Annotated in this window: 22 protein-coding genes; 14 read left to right on the top strand and 8 right to left on the bottom strand. The window is 56.9% G+C overall.

The window, feature by feature from the left end; translation table 11 throughout:
- Window positions 1–80 precede the first annotated feature (80 nt).
- From hpt to QP381_RS04985, 7 genes are all read left to right on the top strand, one after another.
- On the top strand, window positions 81–635 hold the full coding sequence (gene hpt, locus QP381_RS05015; protein WP_219585621.1) for a hypoxanthine phosphoribosyltransferase: 555 nt from the start codon (window positions 81–83) through the stop codon (window positions 633–635).
- An 84-nt stretch (window positions 636–719) separates the two neighbouring features.
- Window positions 720–2,699: an ATP-dependent zinc metalloprotease FtsH gene (gene ftsH / locus QP381_RS05010; RefSeq protein ID WP_103632698.1), complete on the top strand. Its 1,980-nt coding sequence runs from the start codon at window positions 720–722 to the stop codon at window positions 2,697–2,699.
- The gene (gene folE, locus QP381_RS05005) at window positions 2,699–3,271 is read left to right on the top strand and encodes a GTP cyclohydrolase I FolE (protein ID WP_006680775.1); all 573 of its coding nucleotides are present in this window, start codon (window positions 2,699–2,701) and stop codon (window positions 3,269–3,271) included. The genes ftsH and folE overlap by 1 nt, the downstream gene beginning before the upstream one ends.
- The gene (gene folP / locus QP381_RS05000; RefSeq protein WP_179370144.1) at window positions 3,268–4,095 is read left to right on the top strand and encodes a dihydropteroate synthase; all 828 of its coding nucleotides are present in this window, start codon (window positions 3,268–3,270) and stop codon (window positions 4,093–4,095) included. The genes folE and folP overlap by 4 nt, the downstream gene beginning before the upstream one ends.
- A complete protein-coding gene (folK, locus tag QP381_RS04995; protein WP_179370145.1) occupies window positions 4,092–6,314 on the top strand; it encodes a 2-amino-4-hydroxy-6-hydroxymethyldihydropteridine diphosphokinase in 2,223 nt (740 codons plus the stop codon). The genes folP and folK overlap by 4 nt, the downstream gene beginning before the upstream one ends.
- A complete protein-coding gene (locus tag QP381_RS04990) occupies window positions 6,315–6,791 on the top strand; it encodes a DUF3180 domain-containing protein (RefSeq protein WP_006680778.1) in 477 nt (158 codons plus the stop codon).
- Window positions 6,792–6,845: 54 nt separating this feature from the next.
- On the top strand, window positions 6,846–7,580 hold the full coding sequence (locus QP381_RS04985) for a hypothetical protein (protein ID WP_179370146.1): 735 nt from the start codon (window positions 6,846–6,848) through the stop codon (window positions 7,578–7,580).
- A 125-nt stretch (window positions 7,581–7,705) separates the two neighbouring features.
- On the opposite strand, the gene disA is transcribed toward QP381_RS04985, so the two are convergent.
- From disA to QP381_RS04965, 4 genes are all read right to left on the bottom strand, one after another.
- A complete protein-coding gene (gene disA / locus QP381_RS04980; protein WP_179370147.1) occupies window positions 7,706–8,776 on the bottom strand; it encodes a DNA integrity scanning diadenylate cyclase DisA in 1,071 nt (356 codons plus the stop codon).
- A gap of 37 nt (window positions 8,777–8,813) precedes the next feature.
- On the bottom strand, window positions 8,814–10,184 hold the full coding sequence (radA, locus tag QP381_RS04975; protein WP_179370148.1) for a DNA repair protein RadA: 1,371 nt from the start codon (window positions 10,182–10,184) through the stop codon (window positions 8,814–8,816).
- A gap of 81 nt (window positions 10,185–10,265) precedes the next feature.
- Complete coding sequence (locus QP381_RS04970) at window positions 10,266–10,940, bottom strand: potassium channel family protein (protein WP_040318363.1); 675 nt, start codon at window positions 10,938–10,940, stop codon at window positions 10,266–10,268.
- A 148-nt stretch (window positions 10,941–11,088) separates the two neighbouring features.
- Window positions 11,089–12,441: a potassium transporter TrkG gene (locus QP381_RS04965; protein ID WP_131367607.1), complete on the bottom strand. Its 1,353-nt coding sequence runs from the start codon at window positions 12,439–12,441 to the stop codon at window positions 11,089–11,091.
- Between the two features lie 388 nt (window positions 12,442–12,829).
- Between QP381_RS04965 and QP381_RS04960 the strand changes: the two genes are divergently transcribed.
- The 3 genes from QP381_RS04960 to QP381_RS04950 all read left to right on the top strand — a co-directional run bounded on the left by QP381_RS04960 (window position 12,830) and on the right by QP381_RS04950 (window position 14,022).
- On the top strand, window positions 12,830–13,057 hold the full coding sequence (locus tag QP381_RS04960; RefSeq protein ID WP_006680784.1) for a helix-turn-helix domain-containing protein: 228 nt from the start codon (window positions 12,830–12,832) through the stop codon (window positions 13,055–13,057).
- Between the two features lie 89 nt (window positions 13,058–13,146).
- Window positions 13,147–13,245: a 30S ribosomal protein bS22 gene (locus QP381_RS04955; protein WP_003792170.1), complete on the top strand. Its 99-nt coding sequence runs from the start codon at window positions 13,147–13,149 to the stop codon at window positions 13,243–13,245.
- 108 nt (window positions 13,246–13,353) lie between these two features.
- The gene (locus QP381_RS04950; protein WP_103632669.1) at window positions 13,354–14,022 is read left to right on the top strand and encodes a histidine phosphatase family protein; all 669 of its coding nucleotides are present in this window, start codon (window positions 13,354–13,356) and stop codon (window positions 14,020–14,022) included.
- Window positions 14,023–14,043: 21 nt separating this feature from the next.
- Here the strand turns inward: QP381_RS04950 and QP381_RS04945 are convergent, their stop codons facing one another.
- From QP381_RS04945 to QP381_RS04935, 3 genes are all read right to left on the bottom strand, one after another.
- A complete protein-coding gene (locus tag QP381_RS04945) occupies window positions 14,044–14,514 on the bottom strand; it encodes a hypothetical protein (protein ID WP_103632670.1) in 471 nt (156 codons plus the stop codon).
- 155 nt (window positions 14,515–14,669) lie between these two features.
- Entirely contained in the window at window positions 14,670–15,563 is an 894-nt protein-coding gene (locus tag QP381_RS04940) for a 1,4-dihydroxy-2-naphthoate polyprenyltransferase (protein WP_006680787.1), read from the bottom strand.
- Window positions 15,564–15,711: 148 nt separating this feature from the next.
- On the bottom strand, window positions 15,712–17,028 hold the full coding sequence (locus tag QP381_RS04935) for an AMP-binding protein (RefSeq protein WP_006680788.1): 1,317 nt from the start codon (window positions 17,026–17,028) through the stop codon (window positions 15,712–15,714).
- Window positions 17,029–17,125: 97 nt separating this feature from the next.
- Between QP381_RS04935 and QP381_RS04930 the strand changes: the two genes are divergently transcribed.
- Window positions 17,126–18,640: a L,D-transpeptidase family protein gene (locus QP381_RS04930; RefSeq protein ID WP_285068010.1), complete on the top strand. Its 1,515-nt coding sequence runs from the start codon at window positions 17,126–17,128 to the stop codon at window positions 18,638–18,640.
- Between the two features lie 125 nt (window positions 18,641–18,765).
- Here the strand turns inward: QP381_RS04930 and QP381_RS04925 are convergent, their stop codons facing one another.
- Window positions 18,766–19,746, bottom strand: a complete 981-nt coding sequence (locus QP381_RS04925) for a 1,4-dihydroxy-2-naphthoyl-CoA synthase (RefSeq protein WP_006680790.1) — start codon at window positions 19,744–19,746, stop codon at window positions 18,766–18,768.
- Window positions 19,747–19,900: 154 nt separating this feature from the next.
- Here QP381_RS04925 and QP381_RS04920 point away from each other — a divergent pair, with 154 nt between their 5' ends.
- The 3 genes from QP381_RS04920 to QP381_RS04910 all read left to right on the top strand — a co-directional run bounded on the left by QP381_RS04920 (window position 19,901) and on the right by QP381_RS04910 (window position 24,561).
- Window positions 19,901–20,977 (top strand): o-succinylbenzoate synthase, encoded by a 1,077-nt coding sequence (locus QP381_RS04920; protein ID WP_006680791.1) that lies wholly within the window; start codon window positions 19,901–19,903, stop codon window positions 20,975–20,977.
- The gene (gene menD, locus QP381_RS04915; RefSeq protein WP_285068009.1) at window positions 20,877–22,646 is read left to right on the top strand and encodes a 2-succinyl-5-enolpyruvyl-6-hydroxy-3-cyclohexene-1-carboxylic-acid synthase; all 1,770 of its coding nucleotides are present in this window, start codon (window positions 20,877–20,879) and stop codon (window positions 22,644–22,646) included. The genes QP381_RS04920 and menD overlap by 101 nt, the downstream gene beginning before the upstream one ends.
- Window positions 22,647–22,764: 118 nt before the next feature.
- A complete protein-coding gene (locus QP381_RS04910) occupies window positions 22,765–24,561 on the top strand; it encodes a S1C family serine protease (RefSeq protein ID WP_285068008.1) in 1,797 nt (598 codons plus the stop codon).
- The last annotated feature ends 520 nt before the right edge of the window (window positions 24,562–25,081 follow it).

Below are 25,081 nucleotides of genomic sequence, written 5' to 3'. Positions count from 1 at the left end.
CGCGTCAGGCGGGCACATGTGGCAATCTTGATGGTAGGGCGCTTCTCGAATTGGGGGCGCATTCACGGAAAGAAGATGACGTGGACGCACAGGATATGGGCGACGACCTGCAGGAAATTCTGGTCACGGCAGAGCAGCTTGACCAGCGCCTGAGCGAAATGGCCGCGCAAATTGACGCGGATTATCAAGGCAAAGAAATCCTCATGGTTGGTGTCCTTCGTGGCGCTGTCATGGTGATGGCTGACCTGTCACGCAAACTGCACACTCCGCTGGAAATGGACTGGATGGCCGTGTCCTCGTATGGCAGTGGTACTAAGTCGTCGGGTGTTGTCCGGATCCTGAAGGACCTAGACCACGATGTGAATGGTCGCGACGTGTTGATCGTTGAAGACATCATCGACTCCGGCCTGACCCTTGCGTGGTTGAAGACCAACCTTGAATCGCGTGGCGCGAAGAGTGTGAAGATCGCCACCGCCCTGCGCAAGCCGGAAGCAATGAAGGTTGACGTGGAAGTTTCCTACGTCGGTTTCGACATTCCTGATGAATTCGTCGTCGGATACGGCCTCGACTACGCCGAAAAGTACAGGAATCTGCCGTTCGTTGGAACGCTCAAGCCGTTCGTGTACTCACACTGATCTATCGCATTACTTCAAAGGAAACTTGTGGCTGAAAAGGCAAAGAAGAAGCGAGTTCGCTGGACTGGAATCATCGTCCCTTTCATGATTTTCATGATCGGTGGATGGTTCCTCTGGCAGTACTTCCAACCGCGCGCAGTTGACACGTCCGAGGGCCTCGAAATCCTCAAGGGTGAAACCGTGTCACGCGTTGTCCTGAACGAAGGCACCCAGCAGGTCAACCTGACGCTGACGCAGGACTACACACACGAGGCCACCGGCCTGGGGGATAGGACTCGCAATCTGGGTAAGAACGTCTACTTCACGTACTCGTACACCCAGACCGAAGAGATTCTTACCACGGTCACTGAAAAGGCCCCCGTAAAGGGATGGAACGCCATTCGTCCCCAGGGGTCAGCCATTTCTGCCGTCCTACAGATGGTCATCCCCATCCTGATCCTGATGCTCGCCTTCTGGTTCTTGATGTCCAGATTGTCCGGCTCACGGATGATGGGCGGATTCGCCCAATCCAAGGCAAAGGAATTTAACCAGGAACGCCCCGACATCTCTTTTGCTGACGTTGCCGGAGAAGACGAGGCCGTCGAAGAACTCGAAGAAATCCGCGAATTCTTGGCTTCGCCTGACAAGTTCCACAAGGTTGGTGCACGCATCCCGCGTGGTGTTCTGCTCTACGGTCCTCCCGGAACCGGCAAGACCCTGCTGGCCAAGGCAGTCGCAGGTGAAGCGCACGCCCCATTCTTCTCAATCTCCGGTTCGGAGTTCATGGAACTCTACGTCGGCGTCGGCGCATCTCGTGTTCGCGACCTGTTCGAGCGCGCCAAGAAGGCGGCTCCCGCGATCATCTTCGTCGACGAAATCGACGCAGTTGGTCGCCATCGTGGCTCCGGCATTGGCGGTGGCAACGACGAACGTGAACAGACTCTGAACCAGTTGCTGGTTGAAATGGACGGCTTCGACGAGCGTGCGAACATCATCATGATCGCTGCAACGAACCGCCCTGACATTCTGGATCCGGCTCTTCTTCGCCCGGGTCGTTTTGACCGTCAGATCGCTGTTGAAGCTCCCGACTTGAAGGGCCGCGAAGCCATCCTGAAGGTCCACGCTGGTGGCAAGCCCATGACCAACGACGTTGATCTGCGTCAGATCGCGAAGCGCACCCCTGGTTTCACCGGCGCTGACTTGGCCAACGTTCTGAACGAAGCAGCCCTGCTGACAGCGCGCTCGAACGCGGACCTGATCGACAATCGTGCGATTGACGAAGCAATCGATCGCGTGATTGCCGGCCCGCAGAAGCGCACCCGCGTGATGAATGACCATGACAAGGCTGTTACCGCCTACCACGAGGGTGGTCACGCACTCTGCGCCGCAGCGTTGCGCTATACCGACCCAGTCACGAAAGTGACGATCCTTCCGCGTGGCCGCGCGCTCGGCTACACCATGGTCATGCCGACCGAAGACCGCTTCAACCACACGCGCAACCAGCTCCTCGATGAACTGGTGTACGCAATGGGTGGTCGCGTAGCCGAAGAACTCATCTTCCGCGATCCGTCGACGGGCCCGGCAAACGACATCCAGCAGGCCACCAAGACCGCACGCGCCATGATCACTGATTACGGTATGTCTGAGCGCGTGGGTCTGGTCAAGCTTGGCACCACCGACACCGAAGCTTTCGGTCACGGCGGTGGCTCTGAAGCTCGCCCCTACTCTAACGAGATGGCTGGCATCATCGACGATGAAGTTCGCCTACTCTTGGATGGCGCTATGCGCGAAGCATGGGAGATTCTGACCAAGAACCGCGATGTCTTGGACACCCTTGCCCAGCGCCTACTGGACGAAGAGACCCTGGATGAAGCTCAGCTTGCTGAAATCTTTAAGGATGTCGTTAAGCAGGATGAGCGCCCCGTTTGGAACTACGGCGCGGATGCCGCTATTGAAGGTGCTCGCTTGGGTAACCCCGTGGGTATTCCCTCGGCTCAGACTCCCACTGCGCCGGCCCAGCAAGCTGACCGTGTTGAAGAGGCCCCGGCCTCGTCCACGAACGAAAGCCAAGCAGGGGAGAACTGATGGCGTACGACGCGGCCGGCGTGGAAAAAGCGTCGCGCGACCTGCTGATTGCGATCGGCGAGGACCCGACGCGCGAAGGTATGGCAGGTACTCCTGAACGGATGGCGCGCGCATGGCGTGAAATGCTCTCTGGCTTGGAAGAAGATCCGCGCGACTACCTGCGTACTCAGTTTGAGGCGGGAACGGACGAACTTGTCCTAGTCCGCGACATCACCTTCCACTCTATCTGCGAACACCACCTGCTCCCCTTCTACGGTCGTGCACACGTCGGTTATATTCCGTGCGGTGGCAAGGTCACTGGCCTGTCGAAGCTCGCACGTGTCGTCGAAGGCTACGCGCGTCGCCCTCAGGTTCAAGAACGCCTGACCGCGCAGATCGCGGACGCCATCGACGAGGTCCTTTGCCCCCAGGGAGTCATCGTCGTTATGGAAGCAGAGCATATGTGCATGTCCATGCGTGGCATCACGAAGCCCGGGTCTTCCACTGTTACCAGTGCACTGCGCGGAATCATGAATGACGGAACGACACGCGCTGAGATGATGGCTCTCGTCCTTGGAGGTGATCGTTCGTGAATCTCCGCGGTCCGCTTCTGCCTGATGGCCGTACGCTTGGGGGCGAAAACACGCTGGTCATGGGCATCCTTAACGTCACTCCCGACTCTTTTTCAGACGGCGGGAAATGGGCGCACGTGGATGCCGCGATCGAACATGCGCACCAGATGATCGCCGAAGGGGCTGCGCTGGTCGACATTGGTGGCGAGTCCACGGCTCCCGGGTCAACGCGGATCGATACGGACGAAGAGTGGAAACGCATTGGTCCCGTCGTTTCATCGCTGGCTGAAGATGGGATCGTTTGCTCGGTTGATACGTTGCACGCTGTGAGCGCGGTGCGTGCCATGGAAGCTGGGGCGCTGATCATTAACGATGTGTCCGGTGGTGGCTGGGATCCGCAGATGCTCTCGGTTGTTGCGGATACGAAGGCAGGTTTCATTCTTCAGCACTATCGTGCGCTTCCCGGAATGCCTGGTGAACATTTCGACTACGGCTCCGACTTGATGGCAACACTGTCGGAGCGTCTGATGCACCAGGTTGATCTGGCTCTGGATGCCGGCGTGAGTGGTGATGCGATTGTCATTGATCCCGGTCTCGGATTCTCGCTGACGAACGAACAATGCTGGCAGATTGTGCGTTCTCTAGGGGAACTGACCGCACTGGGCTACCCTATTCTTATCGGTGCGTCCCGTAAGCGTTTCATCAAAGCGACTGGGCGGGACATGGATGAAGAAACTGGTCGGATCAGTGTGACGTGCATGCGTAACAGTGTGTGGGCGGTTCGCGTTCACAACGTTGGCTTGAACGTTGCCATGATGCGTGAAGGAAATGAGGAAACGCGATGAGCTCGCCGCTTGACGTCATCACTTTGCGTGGTCTGAACGTTGAGGCTGCTCACGGTGTATTTGACTTCGAGCATGACGCGCCCCAGCCGTTTATCGTCGACTGTGCCCTGTGGGTGGATACGTCCGCTTCCTCATCGTCAGATGATATCGCCGACACTGTGTCGTATGCGCTGGTCGCGGATGAAATCACGTCGATTGTTTCAGGTCCCTCCGTGAAGCTGATCGAGACCCTCGGCAATGCGATTGCGAGGCGTCTTTTGCGCTTGGCTCACGTCCTCGGCGTTGAAGTGACGGTTCACAAGCCCCAGGCCCCGCTTGAACAGCCATTTGTGGATGTGTCGGTGACGGTTCGTCGCGGGCAGGTTCCGCTTGCTGTGCCGTCATCTGCATCTTCGTCTCCTGATGTGTCCGCGTCAGCTGGCGTGTCAGATTCTGCCCGGGATCGTTCCTTTATCGACGAGGCCGGCCACCCCGGCTCAGTCGCTACTGGCGGTGATATGGCCGATGATGATCGGCTCGCGAACCTGAGCGAATCGGCGTCTGTCGTGGACACGGATTCTTCTTCGCCGCGACCTTCGGCTTTGGTTCCTGTCCTTGCCCTTGATTCCGAGGTAGACGAGGTAGCCGATCAGGGTGAGGATTGTCCGGCATCGCCCGTCCGAGTGGTCTTGGCATTGGGCGGAAATATTGGTGACGTGCCGTCAACCTTCGCTTCGGCAATCGAAGCGTTGATTGATGATGCGCGTTTCGACGTTGTGAACGTATCGCCGATCCTACGCACACTTCCTGTTTTGAACGAGAACCAGGAGCCGCAGAGTGACTACTGGAATGCTGTCGTACTGGTTGATACAGATTTGACCCCGCGCGAGGTCCTCGACGTTGCCCACGAACTTGAGGACGCAGCTGGGCGCGAACGTAGCGAGCACTGGGGTGCGCGCACGCTGGACATTGACATTGTCGATTACGCGGGTATTTCATACGACGATGGCGTGCTTGTTCTTCCGCATATTCGCGCGCATTCTCGTGCTTTTGTTCTCGCTCCTTGGCTGATGGCTGATTCTTCGGCCCAGCTTGATGGGGTGGAAGTTGAAAAGCTTTTCAACGATGCCTCGGACAAAGATGGCATCATTGACGCGGTTGAAGATTGGCTGATGGACCCAGCGTCCGTGATCGCTGAGTCGGATGAGTGTCTGAATGCTACTTCGTCTGCTCGTGTCTCTTCGATTGTGGATCTCGAAGAGACACGTTCGGCTGACGCGATGCCTGAATCGGAGTCTGAGCTTCGGCAGGACTCTGCTGTTGGCGTTGATGCTGAGTCTCAGACGCCACGTGTTCCGAGCTTGTATGACTTGGATCTGTCGGATCTGTCGGTCGCGTTAGCTGCTCCTCCGACTCTTGAAGGTGAAGAGACTCGTCTTGACCGTATGCCGGCTATCTCTCGCGTGAATCTGCAACCGGATAAGGGAGCAGATGACAAACTCTGGAACGCGTTGTGGGCCAAGTGGTCGCTGAGCCGGGCCGACGAGGCCTTAGAAACCGTTGCTGAGCAGGACGAAGCTGACACTCAGTACCAGGAAGAATCTGGCGATATCGTCGAGGTGCCTGAGCTGGACGTTGATAATCCAGTGATGCTTGATCAGGACAACTTGGTCGAAGGGAACGAAACAGAATCGGAATCGCCCGTCGAGATGAGCGACGAGGCTTCTATTCCTCCTAACGTGGATGCGCAGGAAGAATCTGTTGCGGATGCTGATGCAGACGTTCATGACGACGAAGAAACATCAGCGGGTGAAGAGGCTGGCCGGGAGTCAGAACCTGTTTCCAAGTCGACGTCTTCCCATCGTCTGCAGGGGTTTGGACGCTCACTGAAGTGGTTCCCACTGTTCCCGCGTGACGAAGCCCAAGAACTGAACCCGACCGAAGATCGTGTGCCTGAAAACGCTCGCAAGGGTGAGGTTCGGCCGACGTCACGTGCTCTTCCGAGTTGGGATTTCGCTCATCGTGAGGTACGTATTGTTGACGAACCAAGCCCCGTCGATGCTCTTTCGTCATCTGGGGCCGTTCAGCGACGTTCAATCGTTGATCCTCAGCTACCGGCAGATGCGCTTCGCGGTCCGATCGATGACTCTGAAGTAACGAAGACATCGATCATCCGCAAGCTTGTGGTTCGTCCCTCTTCAACTGGACACATTCCACTGACTAAAGATCAGGGTGAGTGAATGAAACCCGTTTCGTTACCTCGTCTGATTGGGTACGCAATCATTGCGTTGCTCTTGGTGGGCGTGATCGGAATGGGTGTTGTCATCATGGGGGGCACTCCACTTGAAGTCACTCCGATGATCATGGTGCTTGAACTTTTCCTTGCACTCATGCTGATCTGGTCGGGTATTCATGTGAAGCGCTATCTTGCTCACCGTAAAACCTGGGTGAACGCGCTCAATGCGTTGCGTATCGCCGTGGCAGCCCGCGCCAGCGCGTATGTTTCATCAATCGTCACGGGTACGCTTATCGCTCTCATGCTCATTTCGATGGCGCGTATTGGGGCTCCAGCAATGGTTGCCAATGCTGTGATTTCTGGGTTGAGCGCCGTTGCGGGAATCATTTGGTGCGTGTGTGCGGTTATCGTTGAACGCTGGTGCGTCATCGATGCTGACGATGATCCGGAGCATCACAGCCCGAATGTCAGCCCCGCCTGATTCGACGAACCACACGTTTTTGCCTGCTTTTACTTCATAAGGAGGAATTCGGCGATGGGCTTATCTTCCACAGCACCTCGGCCTCAGCCTGCGAAGAAGCGCGTGAAAAAAGTGAATCTCTGGCCGCGACGTATCATCACGGGCACGGGTCTTCTTCTGATTATTGCTCTGCTTGGGTGGGGCATCTATTCGCTCGTCATAATGGCAACGGATGCAACGAAGAAGCAGGTGGAAGGACCTCAGTCGATTTCGGTGTACACCGAAGAGACGGTGCAATCTGGTGATGGTGAGATTCGTCTTCGCTCAACCGATAAGGTCACCAAGGATGGGATTATTGCTGCCGATGATTCGGTGACGATCCCTCGCTGTACTTCGGCCGCGATTAAGTATCAGGCATCGACGACGGATACGAATGAGGGCGCTGGCGAGGGAGTCAGTGTTATCGTGAAAAATGAGGGAAATATTTCCTGCTGGACAACCTTCGGGCAGGTTTCACTCAAGATCACCAGTGGTGATCAGCTGATTTATGATTCAGCGCAGTGTTCTGCGTTCGATGAGACGGCGACGAAGCTGGTATTGACCCCTGACCTTGAATGGGCTACCAGTATCACGTGGGATGGGCGTCATCACTTAGGCGGATGCGTTGAGCTTGCTGAGGGTGAAGAAACCAGTTCGGCACCGGTTGCCGCTGCGGGAACCTATAACGCTCAGCTGTATGTGGGAGCTCGCTCGGTAACGGATAAGAGTGCGTTTGTTGTGATTGCCCCCGAACCGGATCCTGCTGCGTAGGGCTCAGCAGGATCGTCAAGCCTGAGAAAACCTCGCAGAATGAACTGAAGCTGAAAAGTCTGTCGGTTCAACAGTTACTTCACCAGAGGGCTTATGCAGTTTGGAGTAGTGCTCAATTCGAAGAATTACCAGCCGACAATTCCGTTTGCGGCAACCTGGGCTTGGTGTTCCAAACTGTCACGAATCAAGCGTGCGCGGTAGGGGCCGATTCCTTCGATGCTCTGGAGTTCGTCCACGGAAGCTCCACGTAGAGATGCGAATGAATCCCAGTGGGTGGTCAGTGCTTTGATGACGCTCCACGGAAGATGCGGAACCAACGACAACGAACGAATGCCACGAGGTTGAATCTCACGGTCGAGGTCAGCGACCTCAAAGACGGACAGGCCAAGAACGTTAGCGATTACTGCCAGGTCGACGAGCTTTTCACTGGGCATATCCGACAGATGCTTTTCGACCGAAGCAACATTTGCTTGATCGCGAATGTAATCGCGCATCACCAGCGCACGTTCGGATGCAGAGCCTCGGATCAGATCATCAAGCTGCAGCGCAAGTAGTCGACCTTCCGAACCGAGTTCTTCAAGATAACCATTAATTTCGGATGTGATCCTGCGGATCATTTCCATGCGCTGCATAACGGTTGCGACATCGCGAACGGTCGCAGAATCGCGCATCTCAAGAACGGTCAGAGTCTGGAGGACCTCGTCAAGACGCTGCGAGTAGCGGTCTAATGTGTCGACGGCCAGGTTTGCGCGCGCCAGCAGAGCTTCAGGCTCTTCAACCAAGTGGTGATGAGGTCCAACGTAGATGGAAATCATGCGCATCGACGCCGAGAGCGACAGGACAGGCAAGTGTGTTTGGCGGGCGGTACGCTGAGCCGTGCGGTGGCGCATACCGGATTCTTCCGTCGGAATCGACGGGTCTGGAAGTAACTGGACGTTCGCCTTTCGGATCTGCCAGTTGTTTTTGTCCAAGATGACAGCGCCGTCCATCTTGCAGAGTTCGCGAAGACGCGAGGCGCTGAAAGGAATATCGAGATCGAAGCCGCCCGAACACATGGCTTCAATTTCAGGCGTGTATCCGAGCACGATCAACGCCCCTGTGTGCGAACGCTTAATGCGTTCAAGTCCCTCGCGGAGGTCTGTGCCTGGAGCAACAGCCTGCAGGGCTTCACGGAGAGTTACAGAATCGTCTGTCATCGCTCGGGCCTTCCTTTATCGAGTATCTATTGAAATTTTACGGGAGACCAACACGAATGGCTGTTGAAAGATCAGAGACGGTGAACACGGTCATTCCCTCGATTGGTGGCAAATCTTCGCTTCCCTGTGCGGGAATGATCGCCGTTGTGAACCCCAGGCGAGTGGCTTCCGTGAGGCGACGCCCAAGTCCGGTGCATGCTCGGATTTCTCCGGTTAAACCGATTTCACCCATCGCAACGAGTGACTCCCGTGGGGGAGTGCCCTTAAAAGCCGAGATGATCGCAATGGCGGTAGCAAGGTCAATGGCGGGCTCAGTTGTCTTGGCTCCACCAACGGTTGAGACATACACGTCTAAGGAAGACGAATCGAGCCCCAATCGCGATTGTGCCACCGCCAAGATCATCGAAACACGCGAATGGTCGACGCCCGATGTTGTGCGCCGGGGAGATCCGCCCGCGCTAGGGGCAAGAAGAGCTTGAATCTCGATCGGCATGGGGCGTCGGCCTTCAAGCGACACGGTCGCGCACGATCCTGGGACATCACGCGACGTCTGTGACAAGAACAATCCGGAAGGATCCGGCAGAGCGCGGATCCCAGAATCGATCAGTTCAAAACAACCGACCTCGTCAGTTGGTCCGTAGCGGTTCTTGACTGCCCGCAATAGGCGTAGGCGTGAATGGCGTTCGCCCTCAAACTGACACACCACATCCACAAGGTGCTCAAGGACGCGAGGGCCGGCGATCCCGCCGTCTTTTGTTACGTGACCAACCAGAAGAATCGGCAGGTTTCGTTCCTTAGCCAAGCGAATCAGCCCAGCGGCAACAGCGCGTACCTGCGCGACACCACCCGCGCCACCATCAACCTGTGGAGACTGAATTGTCTGAACCGAATCAACCACCAGAAGCGAAGGAGAAGTCGCATCCACGTGCCCCAAAATGGTCGGCAGAGAATTGTCGTCGGCGAGCAGAAGATCATTGTGAATCGCTCCAATGCGTTCTGCGCGAGCCTTCACCTGCGACGATGATTCTTCACCCGTGATGTAAAGAACCGGCCCCTTTTTCCCTGAATCCCGCGCGGCGCGTGCGGCAACGTCTAAAAGAAGTGTTGATTTACCAACGCCCGGTTCCCCGGCAAGAAGGATCACCGCACCGGGAACAATGCCCCCACCCAAGACGCGGTCGACTTCCCCCACCCCTGTTGGACGAGACTGGGCTTGAGCAGAATCAACGTCAGCAATAGGTCGGGCAAGAACCCTGGGTGCAACCGGCGTGGCAACACCAGCGATGGCGCCACCCGCGCTGGCCTCTTCCACTGTTCCCCACGCCTGGCACTCGCGACACTGGCCGACCCATTTGGGTGAAGTCCACCCGCAGTCGGTGCATCGGTAGCTGATCTTTTCCTTAGCCATAGGACAACGCTACAGCCCACCGTGTAGAAACCCGATTGCAATTCCACATGACGTGGTGCAACCCGCTGAAGTGATGCGACTTTATGGACGGTTCGCGAAGTACTCCAGAAGGCGCGCATCGCCCGATACGATGATGACGTCTTCGGGATTAATGCGGGTCGTTGCATCGGCGTACTCGAACGGCATTCCCGGCCTGAGTAAGCCGAGCATATTCACGCCATACCGGCCTCGTAGATCCAGATCGGCCAACGTAAAACCGTGCACTTCCTTTGGTGGACGCAACTTCATAATCGCGAAGCCGTCCTTCTCCATCTCGATGTAGTCGATCATGCGACCACCAACGAGGTGAGCCGTGCGCTGGCCGGCATCAAACTCGGGATAGATGACGTGATGAGCGCCAATACGACGCAGGATTCGACCGTGTTCACGCGAGGTTGCCTTCGCCCAAATCGACGGCATCCCCATGTCAACCAAGTTTGCTGTGATGAGCACGGACGCTTCCAAGGACGAGCCGACGCCAACCACGGCAGCGCGGAAATCGCGAGCACCTAGCTGTTCAAGAGCCTCGATACTCGTTGCGTCGGCCTCCACCAGTGGGAACCTGCCTGCGAACGCCTGAACGCGAGCGGGGTTCTTTTCCACTGCCAGGATCTCGTATCCCAGCTTGTCGAGTGTGACCGCAACTGCCGATCCGAAACGACCCAATCCGATAGCCAGGGTGCCGGACGAAAGGTCCTTGATGTCATCTGATGCCATGGCGCAATTATGCCCTGTTTTTGTTTCCAATGGGTATGGGGCAGACAGGCCGCGGCGTGGGCGGGCAGGTAGGTGGCCGTTCGCACCAAGCGACGAGGCCGGCCGCACCTTCGTGGCCCTCTTTTTCCCGGTGGCCGATCAGGCAACGTTAGCCGATAATTGGGCGTTCCTCGGGCATGCGGATCACGCGAGAACGCTCACGAAGAGCCAGAGCTGCAGCAACCGTCATCGACCCCGTTCGGCCGGCAAACATCAGGGCGATCAAGACATACTTCGCTAGTGGAGGCAAAGTCGCCGTAATGCCTGTCGACAAGCCAACTGTTGCGAAGGCAGAAATTGTTTCGAACAGAATCGTGTCCAGCGAATAGTTCGTCAGGCTCAGCAAAATAACAACGGAAACGGCCACCATTGCCAGCCCCAACAGCGAGACGGCAACAGCAAGGCGGACAACCGACGGAGCAATGCGACGGCCAAAGGTTTCGATGTCCTGATCACCTCGAGCCTCGGCGATAACGGCGAGTACCAAGATGGCGAAAGTCGTCACCTTCACGCCACCGGCCGTCGATGCGCTGCCACCACCGATCATCATCAAGATGTCTTGAACGAAGTGCGTCTGCGGGCGCATCACCCCAACGTCAACCGCGGATAATCCCGAGGAACGTGTATTCACACCGGATAACAACGCATTCAAGATACGACTGGGAACAGGCAAGGCTCCCAGCGTCTCCGGGTTTGTCCACTCCGTCAATGCGAAAAGGACAGCGCCAATGAAGATCAAGGACACGTAGACCGACAGGGTCAGCTTCGTGTGGAGCGCCCACTTTTGCGGGGTGCGCCAACGGTGAGCAAGATCCTGGATGACGGGGAAACCAATGGCGCCGGTGAAGGTACCTAAAGCAATCGGAGCCAGCATCCACCAGTCGGAAACGTGGGGAGCAAGCCCACCAACTAGAATCACGAATCCCGCGTTATTGAACACTGAGATCGCCATGAAAAGCGCTTCCCATAGCGAGTGAAGAACGCCTTCACCCATGGTCAGGAAACGTGGCAGGAAAACCAGGAAAAGAAGCAACTCGCCCACAAGTGAGGTTGCGATAACAGCCTTCAACAGCCCCGTGATTTGGCCGAGGCCGTCGGACTTTGTTTCCTGGGCGGCCAGCATTCTTTGCGTCAAACCCAGGTGACGTGAAACGGCAAAACCGAGGATCGACGCCAGGGTCATCACGCCCAAGCCACCGATCATGATGCCCATTGCAATGACGACCTGACCGAACACTGTCCAATGGGTGGCTGTATCAACGGTCGTTAAACCTGTCACACACACGGCAGAAACCGCGGTGAAAAGAATGTCAACGAACGATGCCGAACGCGTTGACACGGACGCAAAAGGTAAGCAGAGAAGCCCCGTGATGACCGCAATGATCAGAGCGAAAATGCCCAGAGCCAGACGCGCCGGCGAATAGCGGGCCTGAGAAACAAACCACGCACGGAACTTATCCATCCGAGTGGTTTCTTTTTCGTGAGCCAAGGGGCGCGTGGACGCTGAGTGTGTCGCCAGGGACTGGTCTGCGTATTGCACAAGAGGGGTAGCGGCGAAGTCATCGGAGTGCGACGAGCGTTCAGACGATGCGGAATGCTTTCGCCTTATCGACACAACACTCGCCCCCTATCGCTTGGCATTCCATGATTCCTTGCCACGCTACCACCCCACTATCACCAAAGAAACTCTTGGTTTTCGCCGGCGCGCGACTGCGAAGTAAAGATATCTGAACGCATTCTTCCAGAATTATCCACAACCTGTCTTTAGGCATTAGTATTGACCCTGAGGCTACGCGCGCAAAAGGACCGGCGCCACTGGCTGCCTCACGAAGATATTTTTGGGAGTTCTCATGGTGTCGCATTCCGCCCCCCGTTTTCTAACGGTCGCTGAAGTGGCGGAAATTATGCGCGTCTCAAAAATGACCGTCTACCGTTTGATTCATTCTGGCGACCTGCCTGCGATCCGCGTCGGCAAGAGCTTCCGCGTGCCGGAAGCAGCTCTTGGCCAGATCATCGAATCGGGTCTTGCTGATCACACCGAGACTTCCATTTCGGTGAGTAGTGCCATTAACGGGTAAGATAGCAACGCTATGCCTGTAATGGGCATGATTCGTCAGGCGGTAGGAACCTCTGCCGCGAGCTAGTTTCAACAAGAGGGAGGAACCCCATGGGCTCCGTCATCAAGAAGCGCCGCAAGCGTATGGCAAAGAAGAAGCACCGCAAGCTGCTGCGCAAGACGCGTCACCAGCGTCGCAACAAGAAGTGAGCTTCAAGGCCCGGCCGATTCGGTCGGGCCTTCGCTTTTATCTGTGGAGCCCGCTTTGGTCGGAGCCCGTTTTGCGCGTACTCACATGATTCGTGTCAGACTTACCCCATGACGACAACGAAGATCCACGTGATGCGCCACGGCGAAGTCGATAATCCAGACGGCCTGCTCTATGGGCGTCTTCCCGGTTTTGGTTTGACGGAGCTCGGACATCAGATGGCTCAGCGTGGAGCCGACTATCTGAAAGAAACCGACGCGGATATCACGGCCGTCATTGCGTCGCCTCTTCTTCGTGCGCAGCAGACCGCGACCCCGACTGCTCGCGCCTACGAGCTTCCTATTCACTCGGATCTTCGCCTGATCGAAGCTGGAAATATCTTCGAAGGCCAGCCGGTGAATGCTGACCGCAGGGTGTTGATCAAGCCGAATGTGCTGAAGTACTATCGCAATCCATTTGAGCCATCGTGGGGCGAACCGTATGCGCAGATTGCGTCGCGCATGAGTGCCGCACTGTCAGGCGCGTTGAAACGCGCCTATGGTCACGAGGCCCTTGTTGTTTCGCACCAGAGTCCGATTACGTTGCTCACGCGTTTTGCTCGCAAGCAGATGCTGGCACACGCCCCATGGTCGAGGCACTGTTCCCTAGCGTCGATCACGACGTTTATTTTCGATGACGGCACACTGGTCGATATTGACTACGTTGAGCCAAGCGCTGACTTGCTTGTTCACGCACACGATATGACTCCCGGGGATTCCGAAGCGGCCCTCAAACGCTGAGTCTTTATCGCGCCGACCCGATCAAGCCGGGGGGTCGTTGCGGTTTGTGGTCTCGTCGTCATGGTTCGCGGACGTATCTGACGCACCCGAGCCCTCTTCGAATGCGGATGGTGAATCGGGAGCGGAATCGTTAGACGCGTTCGCGCTTTCCTTGCTGGCCTTCTTGCGTTGGCGTTGAATGTCGCGCTCGAGCCGGAAAAGAAACTCCGGATCGTCATCGGGAGCAAGGGGTGCGGGCGTTTGTTTCTCCGAGGGGAGGCGGGTGACGGAGAAGCTGATGGGAGCCTCGCCGGCTTCCGCTTTGGCGACGAAACGCAAGGCGATCCACGCGATCGACCCGATCGACAACGACGGGATCGTCAGGATTATCAGCAGTAGCCAGATGTTCTTTGGCAACTTCGCCGGCACTTGATCTTCGGGCGTGCGAAGCCAATCCGTGATCGCGTAAATCGTGACCGCGGCCCAAATGACGATGCCAAGAATGCGTACCATTGCGCCAGTCTATCCAAGGAGCGTTGAAGCGTCGCAGCGAGGGCTTCGCGGGGAGGGCTTCGCGGTCAACGGATGCGAGCGAAATGCGCGGGGTGCTCAATCTCGCCATCGTGTACGAGGCTCAGGCTGAAAGTCCGAGCTGAGTGGCTAGGGGATCAGGCGAGGAGCAGGAAAGCGCTGACCTCGATCGCCCAGGCGAGCGTGTACAGGCCGGTGTTGCGCAAAACAGGAATCAAACGGGCGCCAGTTTCTCCACGCACGATCGGGAGAACTGCGAGAGCAGTCATGAATCCGGTGATGATGAGGGCAACAAGAATCAGTGGCCACGAATAGGTGAGGGTGAACAGCAATACTGCAAGGCTCATCACGGACAGAGTAAAGCAGGCGGTGAATATATTGCGCGACGTTGTATCACCCAGGCGAACAGCAAGAGTGCGTTTACCGGATTTGCGATCCGTTGGAATATCGCGGATGTTATTCGCCATCAGCAGTGCGACTGACAGGAAACCCAGCGTGGATGCGAGCATCCAAAGCCAGCCCGGTGCCTGAGGGATCTGAGTCCACGTGGTGCCCACGCACGCCATCAAACCGAAGAAAAGGAAAACGAACAGCTCGGACAAGCCGATCCCCATGTAGCCGTAGGGAGTGCGGCCACCCGTGTAGAACCATGTGGCAAGCACGGCCAAAATGCCCGGGATCAGAAGAATCCATGCGCCAGACAAAGCAAGCAGGGCTAAGCCGGCCACACCAGCAATCCCGAAACAAGTGAGCGCGGCAATCAGGACATTCTTCGGAGCGGTCAACTTTCCACCCGTAAGGCGCGCAGGCCCCAGGCGGAAATCGTCGGTGCCTCGAATACCGTCCGAATAATCATTCGAATAGTTTGCGCCGATCTGCAACGCCAAGGCAACGACAAGAGCAAGAACGGCGCGCACTGGCGCAACGGCACCCATGTGGATTGCTGACGCGGTACCGACCATCACGGGAGCAATAGCAGCAGGCAGAGTGCGAAGACGCGCCCCTTCGATCCAGTCGTTCAACGTTGCCATGAGTGGCAGTACCTGCTTTCCATTGTCTGAAAAAGTGACGGGCTCACGAGCGTTTGTCGCAAGCGTGCTTCACGAGAATACGCTGTCTAAGATGAAAACAGCATTCTGCTTCGGTTGCATGTCAGGCACAAAAGCCAAGAAGCGCGCCTTAACGACGCCAGTCAAAGACCGTGTCTTCAGCATCCTTCAACAGTTTCGTGGCCGCCATGCGATCGATCTTCATCTCCGACAGGTAGGGGAGAACACCGGTCACAACAACACGGCGAGGAGCGTACACGCGCCCCAAGACCTCGCCCACGTCAGAACGCAGATGCCGAGCAAACTGATCGACTTCGTCCGCAGATGAAATAGGATTCTTCGGGACAACCAGCGTCGTGATTAACTCGCCCCACTTATCGTCAGGAGTCGACGTCACCCATGCGTCAGCTACCTCATCGCAAGATAGAACAGCTTCTAAGACCGGGGCAGGAGCAACAGAAAGACCACCGGAAACAATGACATCATCCGCGCGCCCCTGAATTTTCACGGTTGACTCACTCGTGATCACACCGATATCGCCCGTCAGCATCCAGGTTGTGCCTCCTTCAACAAAAAGAGGGGAATCCCCGTCCACATAACGAGTCATCAGCATCGGGCCTGAAAGAGCGATCCGCGCCTGAGAATCATGCTCAACAGTTCGCACCTCAACACCGGGCTGAGGCACCCCGTTATAGATGCACCCTCCGCACGTTTCCGTCATCCCATACGTCGTGACGATATTCAGACCACGGCCTCGTGCCACATCCAGCAGATCCGAACGCGTGTGCGCGCCACCAACCAAAATCGCAGAAAGCCCTGAAAGAGCCTCGATCACTTGATCGTCAGCCAAGCACGAGGCCAACTGAGTCGGAACCAACGACAGATAACCAGGAACTCCGTCCTCGGCCGTAGCCCCAGCGATCGCAGGAAGAAGCGCTCGCGGATCGAAGCCCGCAGACGTATCAACGATTTGCGGATTCGTTTCGGCAACGGCCGCGCGAAGCAAAACCATCGCTCCGGCAATGTGGTGGGCCGGCAATGCTAGAATCCATTTTCCCGGCCCGGAAAGGGCTTCGTGCGTTGCACGCGCGGACGCGATCAACGCATCGATCGACAAGCCCACAAGATGAGGTGTGCCTGCGGACGAACCGGACGTGGGAATGACCAGGTCGACACCGCTAAAGAAATCAGGCTCGGTGATCGCCGGATAGAGCGAGGGGAAACGCTCGGCTGGAAACGCCTCTTCGACGGTTGCCGAGGCCCCGCGCAGAGTTGATGGCGGAACATCCTTCGGATCACGCATCACAACCACCGTGTGAGGTGCGGGGTGATTCGGGTCAGCTTGGCGTTCTTCGTAAAGTTCCACCAGCTTGTGAAGAGCCGCATGTGCAAGAGCGACAGCTCCGATTGAGGTTCCTCCAGGTACGACCAGCGTTCGAGTTGTCAATGTGGATCCCCCTAGAATGCGTCTGTTCTGTACTGCGTACAGCCTAGGTTGCACGTATAAAAAGCGCTAAATTAAGCCAAGAATGGTCGTGGAATTTGTGGCAGATTTCCCAGTCATCCTTGTGGGACTCAAGTCGCTTGAAAAATGTACAACCGATAAGGTTGAGCCGATGTTGAACACGCTGAATTCCAAGATGAAGTGGACGGTCGCAGGTATCGTTGTGGCTGTTCTTGTCGCCCTGGGTGCCTCCGGCGCATATGCCGCGTATTTCGCTCACAAGGCTCTACCTGGAATCAAGATCGCTGGTGTTTCCGTTACGTGGATGACGCGCGACCAGGTCAAAGAGTCCATCGCACAGCGAGTTGAGGACACCATCGTGACGTTCGACGTTGATGGTGCGACCTCGCAGACGACTCTTGCCGATGCTGGCGTTACTGTTGACGTTGACAAGACCGTCGACGAAGCGTTTGAAGGCAACAAGAATTTCTTCACTGAAATGAAGGCTCTGTTCGTCAAGAAGGACGTTGCTCCGGTTCTGGTCACCGACGACGTGATCCTGTCCGAGTTTGCGACCACACTAGCTGAATCGACCGGCACTGTCGCGCAGGAAGGCACGGTTGTCCTTGGCGGCGACGGTGTAACTTTCGAAGGCACCGAAGCTGTTGCGGGTGCGCTGATCGATACAAAGACTGTGAAGGACGGCGTGCTGACGCAGGCGAGTACACTGACCTCCGGATCTGTTACTCTTTCTCCGGTTCAGCGTGAGCCTAAGGTGACAACTGAAGACGCTGCCGAGAAAGCCACTGAAGCAAATGCTCTGGTCGCCGTTGACGTTTCGATCAACACTGGAACAGAAACCGTGACCGCGACACCGGCAGAAAAAGCATCGTGGATTGAAGTCACCACAAACGAAGACGGCTCGCTGAAGGCTCCTTCGGTCAACCTTGAAAAGGCCACCGCGTGGGTTCAGGCAACCGCTGAAGCATCAAACATCGCCGTTGTGAACGGCGTGAACAATGTGAACTCTGCGGGTCAGGTTCTGACTGTCTTCAAGGAAGGCCAGCCTGGCAAGAATGTCAACAATGTCGATGCGATCGCTCAGGCACTGGTTGAATCTGTCAACGCCCGGACCGCGTACAGTGCTGAATTTACCTATGACGAGGTTCAACCCACCTACGAGAGCCGTCAGGTCGCTGAAGGCGCAGAAAACCTGGTCTACCAGGCGGCCGACGGTGAAAAGTGGATCGACCTCAACCTCAGCGAAAGCACCGTTATTGCATATGAGGGTGGTACGGTCGTTGGCGGCCCCTACTACATGGTTCCCGGCGCCCCCGCGACCCCGACTGTCACCGGCACCTACCACGTCTACTTGAAGTACGCGAAGCAGACAATGCGTGGCGAAAACGTTGACGGTTCCAAGTACGAAACTCCGAACGTCCCGTGGGTTACCTACTTCACCGGTAGCTACGCGTTCCACGGTGCACCATGGCGTTCATCCTTCGGTTGGTCTGGCCCCGGTGGCTCGCACGGTTGTGTGAACATGCCAGTTGAAGCGGCCAAGTTCATCTACGACTGGTCCGACTACGGCACCACGGTGGTTTCTCACTACTGAGGTATGCCCAGGCTTTTACTGGGGGCCCGCTACAGGCTTTTACCAAGGTTTGTCCACACGTTTGTATAGTGAAGGCTCAGCGGTTGTATGCCGCTGAGCCTTCACTGCGTTCTGGCTTCCTCGGTTTAGAAGTAGTACGGGTGCCCGCTCCAATCGGGCTGACGATGCTCTAAGAATGCATCGCGTCCCTCTTGTGCTTCCGCAGTCATATACGCCATGCGAGTGGCCTCGCCCGCGAACACCTGCTGGCCTGCCATTCCATCATCTGCCAAATTGAATGCGAACTTGAGCATGCGGACTGCCTGTGGACTCTTGGTAGCGATTGTGCCAGCCCACTCGAGCGCGCGTTCCTCCAGTTGCGCGTGGGGAACCGACGCGTTGACAACGCCCCACTTTTCAGCAGTATCGCCGTCGTAGCGCTCGGCGAGGAAGAAGATCTCGCGTGCCCTTTTGTCGCCGACCTGGCGGGCCAGTAGAGCTGACCCGTATCCGGCGTCAAAGGACCCCACATTCGCGTCAGTCTGCATAAACGCAGCATGCTCTTTCGACGCGACGGACAGGTCACAGACCACGTTCAGAGAATGCCCGCCACCGGCAGCCCACCCAGGAACTGCCGCGATGACAACTTTCGGCATGGTACGAATCAAACGCTGAACTTCAAGAATATGCAGGCGTCCAGCCTGAGCGGGATCTACTTGCTCGCGACGAACTACAGTGTCGGCTTGAGAGTCGGCTCCGTCCACTTCGTATCGATAGCCGTCGTTGCCTCGCACGCGTTGGTCTCCGCCCGAACAGAAGGAATAGCCACCGTCTTTGGAGCTGGGGCCATTGCCCGTCAGGATCACCGCAGCGACATCGCCCGTCATCCGTGCGTGGTCGAGGCAGCGATAGAGCTCATCAACGGTGTGGGGGCGGAAGGCGTTTCGAATGTCGGGGCGGTCAAATGCAATTCGAACGACGGGCATGTCGGCGCCCTTGGGCTGGCCGTCTTCGGCTTCACCACGCGAAATACCGCGGTGGTATGTCATGTCGGTCAGCGTGAATCCTTCGACCTCGCGCCAACGGGCAGGGTCGAAAGTATCGGAGATGAAAGGCAGTGCGCTCATGCAACCAGCCTAGCGTCTTGCCTTCCGTGAAGCGCACGAGGCTGGGACTCCTTGTGGAAACCAGTTATCCATAGGTATCGCCTGTGAATAACGACAATCCACAACTGGGCGTCCTCACAGTTTGTTGAGACGCCAATTCGGGCACAATGGAAGTATGAGCGAATCCCATGGTGAATTGACGCGCATTGATATGGCATCTTTGCCGAGCCATGTTCGTCGCGTTCTTGATGGCGTCGATGATCTGCTTCTTCACCATCTGCCGATGAACGTGCGTTTTAGGCGCGTGACCAGCAGGGAAGGACTGCTATTACACGGGCCGTCCGGCTGGGCAGAAGCGTCGCCATTTTGGGATTATGACCCGGTTGAATCCTCAACCTGGCTGGCTGGCGCCTATTCGGTGGCGACTGGACCGCGCAGAACTTCACTGCACGATCGTGTTCCCGTGAATGTCACGATTCCGGTTGTTTGCGCATCCGATGCCTACCAGAGAGTCATCAGTTCGGGTGGTTGCGCTACGGCGAAGGTGAAAGTTGCGGATCCCAATACTGAACTGAGCGAAGATATTGCTCGAGTCGAAGCCGTTGCTCAGGCGCTTGTTGATACGGTCGGAGCCGAACGCGGTCGTATTCGAGTCGATGTGAATGCCGCATGGGATGTGGACTACGCGCGAAAAGCCGTTCCTCAGCTAGACCGTGCAGCAATGCAAGTGGGCGGTCTTGAATACGCAGAACAGCCGTGTGCCAGGGTCGAAGATTTGGCAACCTTGCGTCGTTCAATTGATGTGCCCATTGCTGCAGACGAATCAATTCGCAGGGCGGATGATCCTCAAGCAGTTGCGCGCGCTCAGGCCGCGGATGTTGCGATCATTAAGATTGCTCCGCTTGGTGGAATCGAACGAGCCCTACAGATTGGTGAGCAAACCGGCTTGGACCTAGTGGTTTCGTCCGCCTTGGAATCCAGTGTTGGCCTGGCCGTCGGTGTGCGGGCCGCTTCGCTTCTGCCAGGAATGATACGCGCGTGCGGATTGGCGACATCGCACTTCTTGGCTTGTGACGTTGTCCCTCAACGCCTGCTTCCTGTTGACGGGTTTTTGCCGGTGCGTGACGTTGAACCAGATCAGAGTCTGGTTGATGCCCGCCCCGTTGACGCTGAAATACGTGACCGGTGGCTTCACCGTCTTGACCTCATGTGTGCGCATCTCGAATCTGTCGCTGGAGGACATCATGCCTGAATCCCAGTCAATTGTTCTTGCCCAGCGCATTGTCGGTGCGCTGATTGCTGCGGGTGTCAATGACATCGTGTACTGCCCTGGGTCTCGTAGCGCGCCCCTTGCTTACGCTCTTGACTCAGCAGTGCGGGGCGACCTTGTCCGCGCCCATGTTCGCCTTGATGAGCGCTCAGCTGGATTCCTCGCACTCGGCTTGACCAGGAGATGGGCAAGCGAGCCCACCTGCCACGACGTCGAGGACCTGTCGCCGGTTGCGATTGTGACGACTTCGGGCGGGGCAGTGGCTGAGTTACATGCGTCGGTCGCCGAGGCCGCTCATGCTCACCGGCCTCTGATCGTTCTCAGTGCGGATCGTCCAGATGAAATGCGCGGTGTTGGAGCATCCCAAACCACGATTCAGTACGGCATTTTCGGTCCGCACGCTCCAACTGTCCTTGATTTGCCAGCGGATACCAAGCCCGATCAGCGCGTTGACTCGCGAGTAGCTCGAGCCGTGCATCGCGCATGCGGTAGACCGTCAGGTGTTGCAGGTCCCGTTCACATCAATGTTGCGTTCCGTGATCCGCTGACACCTCAGTCAGGTTCAGCGACACTTGAGCCTTTGTCTCTTGCCAAGGTGTCATCGCCGTCGATCTACCGGCCTCGTCGTCTCGGTCAGACGTGGGATGACGTCGTTGATTCGTCACTGCGAACTGTGATCGTGGCGGGCGATGGTGATGACCAGAGTGGGGAAGCTTGGGCGAATTATGCGAAGATCCCGATTTTTGCTGAACCGACCAGTGTTCTTGCGTGCGATCCGAATCGAATTGCTCACCAGCAGGTGCTCCTTGCCTCGCCCCTAGCAGATCAGATTCAACAGGTGATCGTTACCGGTCGTCCGACCCTGTCGCGTCCCGTGTCTGCGTTACTTGGGCGCAGTGACATTCGCTTGATTGTTGTCGACCCGCATGATGAGTGGGTTGATGTTCAAGGGTGTGCCAGTGAAGTGGTGGCATCGCTTGCTCCGCCACGCCAGGTTTCAACGGACGATGTGTGGCTGGAGCAGTGGAAGGAAGCTGGCCGAAGAGTCTCCCAGCAGATTCGCACGATTCTTGATGAATCCCCGATGTCAGTGCTTGTTCTTGCTGACTTAGTGTGGAGTTACGATTCGCGTCCGCTGATGGTGGGAGCATCTCACTCGATCCGTGCACTTGACCTGGTTGGCGGTGATGGGCATGGGCGCTCCGTTGTTTCTCACCGGGGCCTTGCGGGAATTGATGGCACGATCGCTTCTGCGATTGGTCTGGCACTTGTTCGCGAAGAGCCGACTGTTGCGCTGATGGGGGATCTGACGTTCTTCCACGATGTGGGCGCGTTGGCTATCCCAGCGGACGAGGCCGCCCCCGATTTGTTGATCTTTGTTGCTGACGATGGTGGCGGGTCAATTTTCTCCACCCTTGAACACGGGCGCCCAGAAAACGCTCCGACGTTCGAGAGATGGTTTGCGACTGCTCAACCGCAGTCTCTTAAGCACCTGGCTCACGCCTACGACGTGGATTATGTGGAATGTATGACGCGTCAAGACGTGATGCGCGAGCTTGATTCCGACGTACACGGGATCCGGATCTGTCATGTGAAATGCGCTCGACCTGTGCAAATTGCTGATGTGAGGAAGCTGGCGGATCAGATTTAGCACCACAGGAAACGCACAGGAAAGATTCAGTGAGTCGGCAAGAAGCGGGTGCACACTAATGTCATCAGCTTCCAAGAAGCACTCAGTTTTTAACACGCTAGCTAATGAAGGATCCGCAATGAGCGACTCACCCAACAATGGTAAACAGCGCGCCTTGTCATCGGAACCGACGAAGACAGAAACCACCCCCACAGCTAAGCCAGCACCACGTGTCCAGACGCAGGCCAGTGGCACGGGCGCTTCGAGGACATCGGAATCGACTCCGCTCTCCCGCTGGGCGGGGCGTCCCGCTCAAGTCTCAGGTCCCACCACGCCGACAGAGTCGTCTCCAACTAGGCCGACAGAGCCGTTGCCTCACGCAAGGTTTGCGCGTCCATCCTCACCCGCTCAGCAGGCCAGTGCGACCGGTTCGACTCCCTCCCAACAGCAGGGGTCATACGGAACAGGTTCTGCGTACTCCGGCGTGACCTCCGGTGGCACCTACCAATCTGCAACGAGCGGCCAGCCCTACCAGCCGTCGAGCTCTCAGGCTTACCAGGGTGCGGGGGCCACTCAATCAGCAGGCTTTCAACAGCCGAATCAGCCAGGATCGCGTTCGCAAGGAGCCTCGTACGCGGGCGGGAATGGGCCGACGACGCAGACTCACCCCTACACCTCACCTTTGAGTGCACCGACAAATACGCCGACGGTATCTATTGCAAGGCGGAGTTCGAAGCGTCGCGGTCCTAGCTGGCTTGCAATGATCCTTGGCATGACGGCTACTGCTGCCGTGTCCCTGTCGGGAGCCTTCGCGATGATGAATGCCGGCCATGGAAAGGCAAACGAAACCGATTCGTCAGCAAACACGAAGACAAGCGCGTCAACCGTTCAGCCTGTTAGTACCAGCGGTGAAGACCCTGACTGGCAGGCGGTTGCAGCCGCTGTCCAACCCGCGGTTGTCACGATTTCAGTGAGCTCCAGTTCGTCCTCCGGCGTCGGATCCGGCGTCATCTACGACGCTCAAGGCGACATTGTCACGAACTACCACGTCGTTTCAGGTGCGACCGGTGCCGATGCGACGATCCAGGTGACTCTCAGCGATGGTCGCTTGTACAACGCGACAGTCGTCGGAACTGACCCGACGACTGACCTTGCGGTTATTCGCCTGGAAAACGCTCCTTCCGACCTGACGGTTGCTGCCTTCGGTTCGTCGTCAGACTTGGCTGTCGGCCAGGAAGTCATGGCCGTGGGCGCTCCGCTGGGCCTGTCAAACACTGCAACCACCGGTATCATTTCCGCTCTGAACAGGCCAGTTGAAGTTTCGAGAAGCAAAGAAAACTCTCAAGAGGTCGACCCGAACGATCCGTTCGGTCAACTGCCCGGTTTTGGTGGTGGACAAGAAGAAAATCAGGCTCAGGCTCAGTCCCCCACGGATACTCAGATCACCAACGCTATCCAAGTTGATGCATCTATTAACCCTGGTAATTCCGGTGGCCCGCTGTTTGATGCGACCGGTAAGGTGATCGGAATCAACTCGTCGATTGCGTCGAATACCAGCTCGGACAAGGCCGGGTCGATCGGCTTGGGCTTCGCTATCCCCGTTGATTTGGTGACCTCCGTGGCCGATCAGCTAATCGCAACCGGCACCGTTGATCATGCGGTCCTGGGTGTTTCGGTGACCACGAAGGCTGTTGCCGTTGATGGTTCTAACGTTGCGGGCGCCTCGGTTGAGGAACTGACGCGTGGCGGTGCCGCTGCTCAGGCCGGGTTGCAGGCAGGGGACGTGATCACCGCCGTTGATGGAGAGTCGGTGTCCTCGTCGAAGCAGTTGACCGGGTACATCCGTCGCTACCGGAGTGGTCAGGAAGTAACGATCACTTACGTCCGCAATGGTGAGAAGCGGGATGTGACCGTCACGCTCGGCAAGGCGTCCTGACAGCTCTGCTGATTCGAACTCTTGGTGGGCCTACCCTTTGGGTGGGCCCACCTGTGTGTATGCACATGTCTCGGTTTGCGCTTGGTACGGACAGTTACTCCAAAAAGGTATGACATATCTCGCGGGAGTGCGGGGCTGGTGCTTTCTTGATGACGAGGAAGATAATGTAAGCATCCCACTGCATATGTGAGCCGGAGTTTTCCTCGTTGAAAACAAACGTGTGTCTAAGAATAAGAGGTAAGTGATGAAGAATCATCGAGCTCCGTGGACGAGGGGGACATGCCGGCGCCTACTTGCGCTCGCCGTCTCTGCCTCGGTAGTCCTGATTGGCGTACCAGCAAGCGCATGGGCTACTGAACAGATAGAAGGCTCAGAGAGTACGGTTTCTAAGGTGCAGGCTCCTGCGTCTCAGACTGCACCGACTGATTCGTCATCCCAGGCAGATGCATCGGACAATGGAATGGGAGTTTCGGCTTCAAATTCGAGCGATTCAGAGAATGCTCCAACGGAAAACACGCAG

The organism is Pauljensenia sp. UMB6358, from assembly GCF_030216865.1.
GTDB lineage: Bacteria > Actinomycetota > Actinomycetes > Actinomycetales > Actinomycetaceae > Pauljensenia > Pauljensenia turicensis_A.
This window is presented reverse-complemented; position numbering and strand designations above follow the sequence as displayed.